The organism is Paenibacillus amylolyticus (assembly GCF_051136285.1).
Taxonomy (GTDB): domain Bacteria; phylum Bacillota; class Bacilli; order Paenibacillales; family Paenibacillaceae; genus Paenibacillus; species Paenibacillus amylolyticus_F.
On the sequence record NZ_CP194938.1, the window covers coordinates 825,077 to 838,889 of the forward strand.

Here is a 13,813-nt window from a genome sequence, read left to right on the forward strand (position 1 = left end):
TATAAGAAAAAAGCCTTTGGAGGAATAAAAGGCTTCTACATAAACATTCTAAATTCGTTTATCGTCATTTCTTTTGCTTTTTAAAATTACTCTCGTTATAAGACCTACTACCACAATTAACAAAAGGACCCCAAGCGATATACCAAATATCACTGTATTATCAATATCAGTAATTTCCAAAACCCCTTCCCTTTATTTGTAATATAAATATAGTATGCTTTGTGATTTTCCACTATTATAAAGCAAACGAAAACCCTCTAATAACAGGGTTTTCGCAATATTTTATCTTGATTGAATTATATTCTTCTCATAGGATTTAACTGCCTTGATCCACTGTTCACGAACAGGCACACCCTGCTGGGCACAATAGTAGTCCCATATTGCCCCAAACGGATAGGATTTGAACTCTTCCGTCAATGCCAGACGTGTTGTATAATCTCCCTCCAACTCCGCTTGCTTTAACGTATCCACTGGTTCAAGCATAGCTCGCAGCAGGGCTTTGATTGTATTGCGAGTACCAACAACCCATGCCGCTACACGGTTAATACTGGCGTCAAAGAAGTCCAGCCCGATGTGTGTCGTGTCCAGCAGCTCATGCCGCACCAATTCACGAGCGATTTCAAGCAACTCATCGTCCATAATAACGACATGGTCGCTGTCCCAGCGCATCGGACGGCTGACGTGAAGCAGAATACCGCTTGTGAATAATGCCAGGGAGGACAGTTTGCCCGAAATCACTTCAGTTGGATGAAAATGGCCGGCATCCAGGCAAATTAAAGTATCATTTTGCAAACCATATCCCATATAAAACTCATGTGAGCCTACAACGTATGCTTCTGAGCCAAGGCCAAACAGCTTACTCTCGACTGCATCCAGATTATGCTTTGGATTCAGCGGTTCCGCAAACACTTCGTCCAGTGATTCCTTCAGACGTTTACGGGGAGACATCCGGTCTACAGGGTTATCCTTAAATCCGTCGGGTACCCATACATTAGTTACACAGGTCTGCCCCAGCTGCTCGCCAAAGTAAGCGCCGATTCGCCGTGAAGCTTTACAGTGATTGATCCAGAATTTGCGTATCTCCGGATCTGAATGACTGAGTGTGAAACCGTCGCTTGATTTTTCATGAGAAAAACAAGTCGGATTAAAGTCCAGCCCCAGTCCGTGCTCTTTCGCCCAAGTCACCCAATTCTCGTAATGCCTCGGTTCGATCTGATCCAGCTCCACCTGTTCGTCAGTGTCAGCATAGATCGCGTGCAGGTTGACTTTATGTTTACCGGGAATAAGTGCAAAAGCCTGCTCCAAGTCGGCCCGAAGCTCGGCAGGAGTCGTTGCTGCTCCAGGATATTGACCCGTAACAGATATGCCGCCCGTCAGCTCACCTTCCTGATTCAAAAATCCTTTGACATCGTCTCCTTGCCAGCAATGCACGGATACTTTAATGTTCGCCAGCTTGCTCAGCACATCATCTGTATTGATGCCATGTTGTGCATATAAAGCCTTCGCCGCTTCATATGCTTGTTCTATCTGATTTTGCATCCGTCAAACCTCCTTTAACGTGTGAATGCTGCCGGTATACCGCCATCGATGGTTAGCATACAACCTGTCGTTTTCTCTGATTTGGATGAAGCAAAGAAGGCGATGCCTTCCGCGATATCTCTCGGATAGATATTCACAAGCAGTGTTGTACGTTTACGGTAATATTCCTCCAGCTGATCCGGCTCAATACCATATGCTGCCGCACGTTCGTTTCTCCATGACCCGTTCCAAATGGCTGAACCTTGCAGAATAGCATCAGGCAAAATGGTGTTGACACGAATACCATATTCGCCACCTTCCGCTGCTATGCAGCGAGCCAGATGGGCTTCGAGTGCCTTCGCCGAGCTGTAAGCAGTAGCACTTTTACCCGCGTATACCGAGTTTTTCGATCCGATGAAGACCATACTTCCACCGATGCTCTGTTCTTTCATTAATTTGAATGCTTCGCGAGCGACCAGGAAATAACCGGTGCCCAGCACGCTGATATTCAGATTCCATTCCTTCAATGATGTTTCGTCAAATGGGCTGGATGTCGCCAGACCCGCATTGTTAACGATGATATCCACTCCGCCATATTGCAGAGCTGTTTCAGCATATGCCGACTGCACGGCTTCCTCGTCCGTCACATCCATCTTGAGCGCGTATGCACGATTGGTACCATATTGATCATTAATTTCCTGTGCAACCTTCTGTGCACCTTCCAAGTTCAGATCTGCAAGCACAACATGTGCGCCCTCTGACACCAGTCTGCGCGCCGTCTCGCTGCCGATTCCGCCTGCACCACCAGTTATAAACGCCACTTTGCGAGAAAACTCTGTTTCTGCAGGAGCCAGCGACAATTTGTACAATTCCAGCGGCCAGTATTCCACATTATAAGATTCATTGGCACTGAGTGAAACAAACTTACCGAGGCTTGTCGCTCCGCGCATAACTGCAATCGCACGATGATACAGTGCACCGCTTACCTGTGACAGCGCCCAGCTTTTGCCGGTATTAATCATGCCAACGCCCGGAATAAGAATAACGCGAGGTGCCGCTTCGAACATCACGTCGCCTTCATTTTTGTTGTCCTCGAAATACTGCTTGTATTGCTCTTTGTACGCAGCAACGCCTTCTGCTAGCTTCGCCTTCAACCCGTCAATATCATCCGCATTCGGCATCCAGTCAATGAACAGCGGCACCACTTTGGTATGTACCAGATGATCTGGACATGCCGCGCCAACCTGAGACAACTGAGGAGAATCCGCTCCACCTGCAAAAGCAAGTACATCATCCTGATCGTCAAAAGACAAAATCATTTTTTGGCTATCCGACACTGCTCCGCGAATAACAGGCATCACCCTAGCCGCAATCTGACCACGAATTTCAGCAGGGAGTGCAGGATGTTTTACGCCGCCAAACAGATCAGCTTCGTTTACACGTGCCTCGATGAATGCTTCCGCTTCATTAATAATTTTGATCGTCTGAGCGTAACATTCCTCCGAGGTTTCTCCCCAAGTCACCAGACCATGTTTCTCCATAAGCACAAGTTCGGCATTCGGATTAGCGAATACGCTTTCAGCAATCATTTTGGATAGTGTAAAACCTGGACGCACATAAGGAACCCACACAAAACGATCCCCATATATTTCACGTGCCAGCTCTTTCCCGTTATCCGCACAACAGAGACTGATGATTGCATCGGGGTGAGTATGATCGACATGTTTGTACGGAAGGAACGCATGTAGCAGAGTTTCAATCGACGCACGCGGATGTTTCGCATCAATCATACAGTGGCCAAGGTACTCCACCATCTCTTCATCTGACATGGACTCACGTTCCATAAGTGGACCGATATCTTCAAGTGCCAGTCCGGTAAAATGCTTCGCTTCCATGGAGCCGAGATCCGAACCGCTCCCCTTCACATACATCACTTCGACGTCACGACCACGGAAATCCTTTATCGTTGTTTTCGCAGAAGTATTTCCGCCATAAATATTGCAGACCCGACGATCCGTCCCGATCAGATTGGAGCGGTAAACTAATTGTTCAAGCCCTGTTGTTTTCTCTGATGCCTGCGCCGCATTCCATATACTCTGTACCATTTGTTCCCCTCCGATAATGTTTGTTTTCTTCCTTATTCGAGTTTACCACCTTTGTTTTGTTTTGAAAACAAAAACTTAATCAAATAAAACAAAAACATACAAAGAATGAAACTGACTTCAACTTCAACTTTTACTGCATTCCATTTATGAAAGCTTTGGCGGACTGTTTCAATGCCAAATTCGTTCACTCCTTGCCTCGTTCGGTTTGTGAACAGGATACCGCATGACAAAAAGAGTACCCGATCACCTCTGATTACAGTGACCTGATACTCTTTTCTTGTTGATATTCAGCATGTATTCACTTTGTTACACCTTGCTCATTACTTATTGACTGACCTTATACTCCGCTTATTTGCGTCTGGCAAAATCAACAAATACAAACTTGTCCGGTCGATGCCGTGATTCAGTAAACTCAAACTGGCTTGTATCTTCCAGGTATACTTGGCTTCTCACAACAACAACATTGTGGAACCCTTCCAGATCTAACAGTTCGCGATCCTCAGCTGTAGGCTCCTCCACCAGAATTTCCTTCTTGGCATACGATATGGTGAGCCCAAGTTTCTGCTCAATGTACTCATAGATGGAGTCACTACAGATGTCTTTATTCAGCCCCGGAATAAACCTCTGACTGATGTAATCCTTATCCAGAATGACATGTTCTCCATCCACTTTGCGAACACGATTGATCTGCCAGACTTGTTCATTCAGAGCAAAGCTGGTCTTTTGACTTAACGCCTGATCCACCACTTGTTTCTCAAACAGCTTCACAACAGTTTGTGCACGCTGTCCCATCTTTTGGGCCAGTTCCTTGAAGCTAACCAGACCTGAGACGGGAAAATCTATTTTGCGTATGTCCAGCACAATGGAGCCCTTGCCCTGAATCTTCTGGATGTACCCTTCTTCATACAGCATTTTCAGTGCTTTACGTATGGTTTCTCTGGATGTTTGATACCGTTCCGACAAATCCAGTTCTGATTGAAGCAGTGTGCCCGCCTCAATGTCTCCACTCCGAATACGCTCAGCAATATCTTCATATATTCGGATAAATTTATTATTCATTTTTCATCACCATAGTTCATTACCCTTTTTTGTCTTATTGGCAACTTATTATAACATTAAAACTAATTCAAAGGGAATCTGAACTGCTGGCAATGACCTGCATCATTTTATTCAAACGAAAAATTAACGCAGCAGCTTCAGCTCTGCTCAAAGCTTGAAGTGGGCGGAAGCTGCCGTCCTCGTATCCGTTAATCATGTAGATTCCCGCAAGTTCCTCGACCTCCTCTTTGCCCCAGTCAGATACATCGACTTGGTCGGTAAATGTATTGTGTGAGGTCATCGGCTCACTTCTGATCTGACGAACCACATTGGCAATAATTTTGCATGCCTGCTCACGTGTTACCGGAGCATGTGGAGCAAATTTTCCGTTCCCCATGCCTTGTACAACATCATGCTCAGCTGCTGTGCTGATCCACTTCGATTGATCGTCTCCAGTTCCACCTTCATGTAACCACCTTGGGATGTTGCATTCACAATAGATACTCGCAAAATGTACTCCACATTATCCTTTTGTCTGGACATTTCGATCACATTGTTGTTGACACGGTAATAATTCAGCGGCAATGATTTGAAATTTATAGCGGTTCCGTGATGGTCAATAATCGTAGATACGTTGCCCGTATCTCCCCCGTAGAAAACATTCTTACTCGGTAACAATACTATTCGGTATCTTCCATCACTATTCATCTCGACTTTTACTTTGGAGGATTGTACCGCTTTTAATGTGGATGTATCAGACACTACACCGATATTTTCTACATCTGCCACCATTACTGTATTGGCACAAAAAAAGGAGGCACCCCAACCAAGGAACAATGTCCTGAGTTAGGGTGCCTCCCCTAAAGTGTTTTATTTTAAATGATTATAACGATTCGGATACCGAATGTAAATACCTGGAATGAGAAGGCTTATAAAATACAATCCTTTTCCGCGACTTACTTCCCGTCTCTGATTTTGATTAACGCTGCATCCAATGAGCGTACGACTCTGTCGCACCATTGATCAAATTCAGGATCGGCTGTCTGTAATTCGGGATGCTCCAAAATGTGCTCAATCGTGCTACGAATTCCCTGATCCGCTCTTGTCGTTGCGACAAAATCCGGAACCAGCCGTTTCAACTTGCTGTTGTCAAAAACAACCGTATTCGCTTTATCTCCAAGCAAACCGCACCGCAGATCCAGATCACTACTGGCCGCCAAAAAGTCTGAGGGCACATGAACTGCATGTAACTTGACCCCAAGCACATCAGCAATGATTTCATGAATCTGGTTCCATGTGACAGACTCATCCGAGGTGATATGAACGGCCTCACCGATGGCGTGAATATTACCCATTAAGCCGATAAAACCTTTGGCAAAATCGGTGTTGTGTGTAATCGTCCATAACGAGGTGCCGTCACCGTGAATGATTACCGGTTTATTTTCAATCATACGCTTAAGAACTTGCCAACTTCCTTGTTCACCATGCACACCCAGTGGTACGGATTTATCGCCATAAGTATGGCTTGGACGAACAATGGTCACAGGAAAACCTTCGTCCCGATATAATTTCATAAGGTAGTCTTCACACGCAATTTTGTTACGGGAGTATTCCCAGAATGGATTCGATAAAGGTGTTCCTTCGGTGATCCTGTAATCCGCCAGTGGCGTCTGATATGCTGATGCCGAGCTTATAAAAATGAACTGTTTGGTTTTGCCTTTGAACAGACGATAATCTCTCTCCAGTTGAGCCGGCACAAAAGCAATAAAGTCTGCCACCACATCAAATTGCAAATCGGCAATTAACTCGGCTACCCGCTTTTCGTCATTGATGTCGGCTTGAAGAACTCGAACTTCTACAGGTAAATCATCGTTATGGTTACCTCGATTGATCAAGTACAATTCACAACCTTGCTTGGCAAGCATCTCGGTGATTGCAGTACTTATTGTGCCTGTCCCTCCGATAAATAGCGCTTTCATTGCTGCACCTCCAGATCGATTATGCTATCCCGTTCATGATATCACGCAGCCGAAAAAGGAGCAAAGTTCGTTTTACCGAACCTTGCTCCTCCGTATAAGTTGAACTAAACATATTAACCGTATACTTGGTCAAACCATTAGATAACCTTAATCGTACCGTAGATCATGTACATCCCGCAGTGAAGCTCATATTCACCCGGGGCAACATTCTTATCCACCGTGTAGTAGTTGTCTCCCTTTTGCATATACAGATCCATGCCTAACTTCTCTGCTGCGACAGATTTAACGTGTGTCACACTTCGGGTCAAGATAAAATTGATTTTCGTAGGCACTCCGGATTTCACCTCAATGACATTGGGCTCAAATCCATCGTTGCTCACGTTCACGTCAATGACTTCGTATCCTTTCAAATCCTCAGGTGTTTCTGCTTGGGCAGTTACTGCCTTGCCCGATCCCGGGGATACGTCTTTACCCATGAAATATACAAAAAATCCTCCAAGTAGTGCGACCACAGCCACACCTAGAGTTAAGAAAGGCCAGACTTTTTTAAACCAGCTATTCATGTGAACACTCCTTATTCCGTTGTCCCATCTTCATTTGTGAGTGGATGGATGTACTCTACAAGCATACCCGATTCTCAGATTAATGAAAATGACCCCTCTGGGCTATCCGGAATACACAGGCGTGTTCTGACTTCGCCGCACTCGCAGTTTGTACAATTCAGGCAAGGCTACACCGATCAGCACAATGACGACACCAAACCATTGTAACAAACTGACATGTTCGTGCAGGACAATTGCAGATAACAGCACCGCAACTGGAAGCTCAATCGCACCCAAGATACCTGCCATATCTCCACCGATATGAGGTACTCCGATCGCAAACAGAACTGGTGGGATAAACGCTCCAAAGAATCCAAGTAACAGTCCAAACACGAGCAATTGACTCCAGATCAGACCGTTAAAGAGAAACGTCGGCGGGAACAGAATGCAGAGCAGAATCAATCCGCCTGTAACCATCCACGCACTGCGAAATGCCGGATGTGCGGAAGGAACCGCTTTACCGCTGAACAATACAAACAAGGAATAACTTACCGCTGCCATTAAACCGAGAGCAATACCGATCCCACTTAAATTACTAATGCCCTGTTCCAAGAAACCCGCAGCCAGCAAGGTACCTCCAAAGAGGATGAGCAAGGTCAGGAACGTAACTTTATCTGGACGCTGACGTTTGCTTATCGCCTGAATCAATACACTGATCCAAGTAAATTGAAAGAGCAGGATAATGGCAAGCGATGCCGGAATGTATCGTAACGATTGATAATAGACAAGACCCGTAATAACGGTGGGTGTTCCAGCCGCCATCAGCATCAAACGCTGCTTCCAGGTTAGACGTGTAAAGACCTTAGCTGGGCTCGCAGAATTTACCTTTGCATTTCCACTCTTCTGTGTTTTGCGTTTAGCTCTGAACCGCGTGTATAAGGCCAGCATCCATGACAGGATAAAACCGGTAATCAGCTGTGTTCCCACAACCTCCCCAAGTTGATATCCTTGACCATACGCCAGCACAACAATCGTCGACAGAATACCATAACTCATTGCTCCTGCCAGGACAGACAAATAATATTTCATGTTCAATAAACCTCCTGATGAAAAATACGCCCCTGATTCGGGTCCATGTAAGGTCACAACCACGTATTAAAATGCAAAAAATCCTAACTCCGAGCAAGGAATGTATTGATTCCTTGGCATCGTAGTTAGGAAGTATAGGCTTCCCGTAGAGACCCTCGCCCTGTGTACACTTTCGGCCTGCGAGGTTATACGAAATGAAGTATGCAATTTAAATATCGCTCATGTGTGACGACTTTTCATATATTACATGGGGGGGTAAGGTGGTGTCAACCCATTTCTAATTTATTTACAAATTAAACTTTAAAAATTCAAACTTTCCATTCTAATTTTCCCGTTCCACGTCTGCTCTAACTTTCCCATTCCAGTGTTTTCTGCAACCCCGATTTTAATCCTTCCAGATCCAATCCATCGATTGCAAAAGCTTCCCGAATCAAAGGCGGTGCGATAAACTCATCGTATTTGCCAAGATAAGGCGCTTCATCCTCAGCAAGCAGGTCAGATGCGTCCTGAGCCATTCGACACTCGCTCATCATCTCGGCTAACAAGGTTCGTTCGTCCACTTTGCCTGATACCACAAAATAATATGGCTCCATCGGCACGACGGAACGCAAAGCCAGCCTTCCAGACAAATTATGTTTCATCAACCGCTCCAGCGTACGAAATGCTTTGCTGCCCACCCAAGGCAACACATACATTGCATCACCGCCTGCCGGAATGACAACCTGCTTGAGCAGCCCACTCTCTCGAGCAAGGCGACGTGCACGCTCCAGCCGGTTGACGGCTTGTGGTGACAAATACGGATAAATCACCGAATCGGACAGCACCTCACGCATTTTTTGTACAACCTCAGTATGAATATCCCCACCTGCACCAAGCCAAAGTGTATCCACTTTTCCTTTCGCAGACTTCACGTACACGGCCTTATGCTTGTGATCCACCTCTTCCACCTTCCACAGTTTACCTGCAAGCGAGAAACAATAACCCGGCGGAGGCACGGTCGTGATCGATCCAATCTCTTCCGATCCGTTCAGTACTTTATGCTCTTCATCGTCCTTAAACACGGCGTAGAAGCGATAGTTATTCACGATCTTTTCACCCGTGAGTCCGATAATTAACGTCTGTTCCTCCGTCCATTGCAGATGATCTGTGTCGATCAGATAATTCAGGAAGGTTTGATAGTGATCCGGTGTAATCTCTGAAAAAGGCGCCAGGGAGAGGATCGCGACTGCAAGCTCTCTTGGCTCGGCCTCCCCCATACTTTTCAGCATGCTCATTGTCTGGTGATAGAGGACTCCAATGGGCATTTTACGAGCCTCTAGCGGCTCTACCCATTTGGTTTTAACATACAGCTCAATAACGGCGATGGCGCGCATAAGTGTCCATGGCATCCGGGCAGGTATCTGCGCTTCCTCATCCTCTTCCTCCGGGCATACAAAAAGCATCTCCGAAGCCATGGCATCACGCCTGCCCGAACGACCAAGACGCTGAACGAAACTTGAAGCACTGTAGGGTGCACCGAGTTGCACAACCCGCTCCAGTTCACCCAGGTCAATGCCCAGTTCGAGCGTAACGGTCGCGGCAGCTACAGCCGGGCCAGCACCTGTCCGCAATGCGGCTTCCGTCTCTTCTCTCAGCATGGCCGAAATGCTTCCATGATGCACATGGAACACATCCCGTTCTTCTCTGCGTGCCGCAACGCGCCGCATCTCCAGAATCGTAACTTCCGCATCTGTGCGACTGTTGGTGAAGATGAGTGCTTTTTTACGATGTGTACTCTCATAAATAAAGTCGTAGTAGGATTTACGCGCATGATGAAGCTGCTCTGCCTGCTCCTCGTTCTGTGCATCCGGGAAGGAAAAATGCTCTACCCGCAGCCTCAGCTTGCGCCCGCCCGGGGAAGATACCACATTCACTCCTTGCCGTGTTCCTGCCGCAAGCCAAGCTGTCGCTGCATCATAATCGCTGAGCGTAGCCGACAGTCCGACTCTTCGAGGAACACAACCAGCCATACGTTCGATTCGAGCCAGTTGGCTTAATACCTGAATGCCCCGATCCGCCCCCATGAACGCATGTACCTCATCAATAATGACATAGCGCAGATCGTGAAAAAGCGCAGGAATCGCATTGGGACGATTCATCAGCAGTCCTTCCAGCGATTCAGGCGTAATCTGCAGTACCCCTGATGGATTCTTCATCAGTTTGGTTTTCTCTGCCTGGGACACATCTCCATGCCAATGCCAGACAGGAATATTACCTTCAGTGAGCAAATCTTTCAGTCGTTCGAACTGGTCATTAATCAGTGCTTTCAACGGCCCAATATACAGAATACCCACCGACTTGGAGGGCTCGTCATACAGTTCAGTTAATGCAGGGAAAAACGCAGCCTCCGTCTTGCCGGAAGCTGTACCCGCTGCAATAAGCATGTGATGCGGAGTATGAAAACAAATGTTACATGCCTCAATCTGGGCAGGTCGCAAGGATTCCCATCTTTTTTTATAAATAAATTCCTGCACAAACGGAGCCAATCTATAGAATGGATTTGGGTTTTCACTCATAACTCAAACTCCGCCAGAAAATCATCCAGCTCATCCGACTCATGCGCCGAACCGGACGTTCCCCGACCCGAACTGTTTGTCTGTGCTACACGCTCACCAAGCAACTGCTCGTAAGTAACTTCGGGATTCTGATGCAGCGTATGCAGCACATCCATAAAGTCGCGTACCACTTCTCGTGTTGTCAGAAGTTCATCTGCACCCAAACGGTTCACAGCTATTTGCATAAAATCAATTAATTGTTCGTCACTCAAACTTGCCGTGTAGGCAAAATGAAGTGCATGAATCTGGCGCAGTTTCTGCAGTAAAATCAAAATCTCTTCATGCGACAGCATGGCCAGCTTAATGATAGGCCCCGTATAATTCGCATACGCACTTGTTGCATAACGACCATCAATAAGTCTGGAGCGAAGTGCTTCATAACTGTACAAACCACGACGCTCATCCTCCACAAACTGAGGGGTTCCCCCGACAAAAATACCCAGATGCTCCGCCTTACCCTGCATCGTATCATTAAACATCGTTAATAGCTTCTCGTAATTGCTTTGGCGTGAGACGCTATTTGTAATTTTATACAGGTTCACCGCTTCATCAATAAAAAGCAACAGTCCTTTGTAACCGATACGTGCCGTAAATTCAGACCACAATTTAAAATAGTCATACCAGTTGTCATCATCAATAATAACGCCCACGGACAGCTCTTTCTTTGCCTCCGTTTTCGTTGCATATTCACCTCGAAGCCAGCGCAATGCCGACTGTTTCTGGTCATCATCAGCAAGCTTGTACCCGTTCCAATAAGACGCCAGCACCTTGGCAAAATCAAAACCGTGAACCAGGTTCTGCATCTCCCCCGTCACCAGGTAAATCTGCTTCTCTACCTCCAGCGGCAGCGCAGGATCATCCGGGCGTAAATTAAAATTGTTCATCGTTGCCTGCTGCAAACCTGCGATCCATTTTTGCAAAATAGGCTCTAACGCCCCGCCATCCGGCCGTGTGCGTGTAGACAATCGTGTCATCAGCTCACGATACGTTGCAAGGCCCTGACCCTTCGTGCCGACAAGTCTGCGCTCTGGAGATAGATCCGCGTCCGCAACCACAAATTCCCGATCCATCGCATAGTTGCGAATCATCTGCAAAAGAAAGCTTTTACCGCTGCCATACCGGCCTGTAATCAGCTTAAACGCCGCACCGCCTTCAGCAATGTTATCCAAATCGTGTAGGATCGCCTCCACTTCCGGCTTTCGTCCTACAGCAATCTGTTCGAGACCAATACGCGGCACAACACCTGCCGTTAATGAATTCACAAGTGCGGTGGTCAAACGCTTCGGGATTTTAAGCTGATTGGGCCTAGTTTCGGTTGATTTATGCTCGGTCATATCAATCACCTCTTCACATGTTCAAATAGTTCGATATAATCAGGGACGATTCGGTCACCATCAACCAGCAAATCTCCGATGGTTTCCATCGCCACATCATTAATTTCATCCAGCAAAAGCGCAGGCATCGTTCCCAGTTCTTCTGCAAGTCGCATCACATCGTGATCCGGATGATCACCAAGCAAGACGTGGATGGCTCTCACATGCCGGGACTCCAGTCGTTCGGCAAACTCTTGCCATTCTTCCGGTATATCTAGTTCTGCAGTTTCGTCCCATAGAAGCAGCTCATTTCTTGGAGCTGAATTCTCAGATGGCATAACTGTGTTGTCCCTTATCACCCGTGAACCTTCTAGCTGTTCTGAGGATAGTGACTCAGCATGAGTCATTTGCCTTGGATGAGGAGATTCAGCTTCATCTGGAACCTCAGTCGGCTTCAGTTCAACATCAACTGATGCAGGAGCTTCATTCTCTTCGATGGTCAGCGCCTTACGCACATATTCGCTATCCTCCTGCAAAGAAGCCAGTTTTGCCGTATCAATCTGAATAACCGGCGCAGTTACGGTTTCCGCTTGTTCCATCGCCAAAGCTCTATCCAGATAACGTTCAATTACACCGGCAAGCTCAGGTTCCAGCGTTTTACCTCGCAGACGGCCCCGAAAGCCTCTCATTTCACGTATCTTATTTTCCGTACAGCGGTATATCCGGGTTAACCTCTCCACAAATTCTCGTTCCAATATGAGAGGAAAATGAGTGAACGTAACTATTCTGCCGTAAATGGACTCGTCATACACCGCTTTCTGAAACAGCGTACGCTTTACCGTCTGCTCGGCTTTCGGTTCAAGCTCAGGCAACAGCCCTCTTTGTTGCGTCCGCTTCAAATACGAATCCATCACAGCCATCACTTTGGGCACATATCGTTCCATCCATTCTTTGCCGCCATCCCGATAAAAGGTATTTAGCGTGACATCATAGTCATAATACCATTTCAACATATCCAGCGTTACCTCAGCGACATTCTCCTGTAACACCTGTTGTAATTCCTTGTCCATCAATGGTGATGGCAAATAACCATCCGAAAGCATCATCACATCACGAAGAAATGCATGTAGATCGTGAACCAAAACGTAGTCAACCACCCACTCCTGCATATAAACATGAAACTGAGGAAGCCGCTCTCGGTAATTCAACCATAATCGTTTTAATTGATGATAACCATCCTCTGGTTGCAACCAGCCGATCCCATTAATCAACTCATAAACATGAACAAACAGATATGAGAGGTCGACATCCAGGTATATTCCCTGGCGCACCTCTGTTCTCCAATACAAATACCACTTCAGCTGTGCATCATTCATCACCCCATACGTTGGCCAGTAGCTCATAAACGGAACAGATGCAGTTTCTTCACCCGTAACTTCCTCAAGCCGACTGGCCTCCTCCACAAATCGCTTCTCCGAAGACAATATAGCTCCCTGCGGCCTGTGTGGTTGACGACTCTGGTTCACTAGAGATGAACGATCCGGTATCCGAATCGAGGCCGTTTCTGCTTCTTCACTCAGATCAATCTCCATAAATTCCAGCTGTTCCGAATGATCCCTCATCAAAATGAAATTC

Annotated in this window: 11 protein-coding genes and 1 riboswitch; all 11 genes read right to left on the minus strand. The window is 46.6% G+C overall.

The window, feature by feature from the left end:
* Positions 1-282: 282 nt before the first annotated feature.
* On the minus strand, positions 283-1,539 hold the full coding sequence (gene rhaA, locus ACR8BL_RS03630) for an L-rhamnose isomerase (RefSeq protein WP_434751353.1): 1,257 nt from the start codon (positions 1,537-1,539) through the stop codon (positions 283-285).
* Between the two features lie 14 nt (positions 1,540-1,553).
* Entirely contained in the window at positions 1,554-3,623 is a 2,070-nt protein-coding gene (locus tag ACR8BL_RS03635) for a bifunctional aldolase/short-chain dehydrogenase (protein ID WP_434751354.1), read from the minus strand.
* Between the two features lie 348 nt (positions 3,624-3,971).
* On the minus strand, positions 3,972-4,682 hold the full coding sequence (gene treR / locus ACR8BL_RS03640; RefSeq protein WP_434751355.1) for a trehalose operon repressor: 711 nt from the start codon (positions 4,680-4,682) through the stop codon (positions 3,972-3,974).
* A gap of 67 nt (positions 4,683-4,749) precedes the next feature.
* Positions 4,750-5,058: an S-layer homology domain-containing protein gene (locus ACR8BL_RS03645; protein ID WP_434758318.1), complete on the minus strand. Its 309-nt coding sequence runs from the start codon at positions 5,056-5,058 to the stop codon at positions 4,750-4,752.
* Positions 5,022-5,453 (minus strand): hypothetical protein, encoded by a 432-nt coding sequence (locus tag ACR8BL_RS03650; protein ID WP_434756555.1) that lies wholly within the window; start codon positions 5,451-5,453, stop codon positions 5,022-5,024. The genes ACR8BL_RS03645 and ACR8BL_RS03650 overlap by 37 nt, the downstream gene beginning before the upstream one ends.
* 164 nt (positions 5,454-5,617) lie before the next feature.
* The gene (locus tag ACR8BL_RS03655) at positions 5,618-6,640 is read right to left on the minus strand and encodes an SDR family oxidoreductase (RefSeq protein ID WP_434751358.1); all 1,023 of its coding nucleotides are present in this window, start codon (positions 6,638-6,640) and stop codon (positions 5,618-5,620) included.
* Positions 6,641-6,777: 137 nt separating this feature from the next.
* Positions 6,778-7,203, minus strand: a complete 426-nt coding sequence (locus tag ACR8BL_RS03660) for a cupredoxin domain-containing protein (RefSeq protein ID WP_434751359.1) — start codon at positions 7,201-7,203, stop codon at positions 6,778-6,780.
* 102 nt (positions 7,204-7,305) lie between these two features.
* Positions 7,306-8,271, minus strand: a complete 966-nt coding sequence (locus ACR8BL_RS03665; protein ID WP_434751360.1) for an EamA family transporter — start codon at positions 8,269-8,271, stop codon at positions 7,306-7,308.
* A 102-nt stretch (positions 8,272-8,373) separates the two neighbouring features.
* A riboswitch (purine riboswitch) is annotated at positions 8,374-8,484 on the minus strand.
* 134 nt (positions 8,485-8,618) lie between these two features.
* Positions 8,619-10,826: a DEAD/DEAH box helicase gene (locus ACR8BL_RS03670; protein ID WP_434751361.1), complete on the minus strand. Its 2,208-nt coding sequence runs from the start codon at positions 10,824-10,826 to the stop codon at positions 8,619-8,621.
* Entirely contained in the window at positions 10,823-12,199 is a 1,377-nt protein-coding gene (locus ACR8BL_RS03675) for an ATP-binding protein (protein ID WP_434751362.1), read from the minus strand. The genes ACR8BL_RS03670 and ACR8BL_RS03675 overlap by 4 nt, the downstream gene beginning before the upstream one ends.
* A gap of 5 nt (positions 12,200-12,204) precedes the next feature.
* The gene (locus ACR8BL_RS03680; RefSeq protein ID WP_434756708.1) at positions 12,205-13,800 is read right to left on the minus strand and encodes a TerB N-terminal domain-containing protein; all 1,596 of its coding nucleotides are present in this window, start codon (positions 13,798-13,800) and stop codon (positions 12,205-12,207) included.
* Positions 13,801-13,813 lie beyond the last annotated feature (13 nt).

Coding starts and splice junctions, on each gene's coding strand:
- ACR8BL_RS03635 (WP_434751354.1), bottom strand. CDS start 3,623: ATGGTACAGAGTATATGGAATGCGGCGCAGGCATCAGAGAAAACAACA.
- treR (WP_434751355.1), bottom strand. CDS start 4,682: ATGAATAATAAATTTATCCGAATATATGAAGATATTGCTGAGCGTATT.
- rhaA (WP_434751353.1), bottom strand. CDS start 1,539: ATGCAAAATCAGATAGAACAAGCATATGAAGCGGCGAAGGCTTTATAT.
- ACR8BL_RS03645 (WP_434758318.1), bottom strand. CDS start 5,058: ATGGGGAACGGAAAATTTGCTCCACATGCTCCGGTAACACGTGAGCAG.
- ACR8BL_RS03680 (WP_434756708.1), bottom strand. CDS start 13,800: ATGAGGGATCATTCGGAACAGCTGGAATTTATGGAGATTGATCTGAGT.
- ACR8BL_RS03660 (WP_434751359.1), bottom strand. CDS start 7,203: ATGAATAGCTGGTTTAAAAAAGTCTGGCCTTTCTTAACTCTAGGTGTG.
- ACR8BL_RS03655 (WP_434751358.1), bottom strand. CDS start 6,640: ATGAAAGCGCTATTTATCGGAGGGACAGGCACAATAAGTACTGCAATC.
- ACR8BL_RS03665 (WP_434751360.1), bottom strand. CDS start 8,271: ATGAAATATTATTTGTCTGTCCTGGCAGGAGCAATGAGTTATGGTATT.
- ACR8BL_RS03675 (WP_434751362.1), bottom strand. CDS start 12,199: ATGACCGAGCATAAATCAACCGAAACTAGGCCCAATCAGCTTAAAATC.
- ACR8BL_RS03650 (WP_434756555.1), bottom strand. CDS start 5,453: ATGGTGGCAGATGTAGAAAATATCGGTGTAGTGTCTGATACATCCACA.
- ACR8BL_RS03670 (WP_434751361.1), bottom strand. CDS start 10,826: ATGAGTGAAAACCCAAATCCATTCTATAGATTGGCTCCGTTTGTGCAG.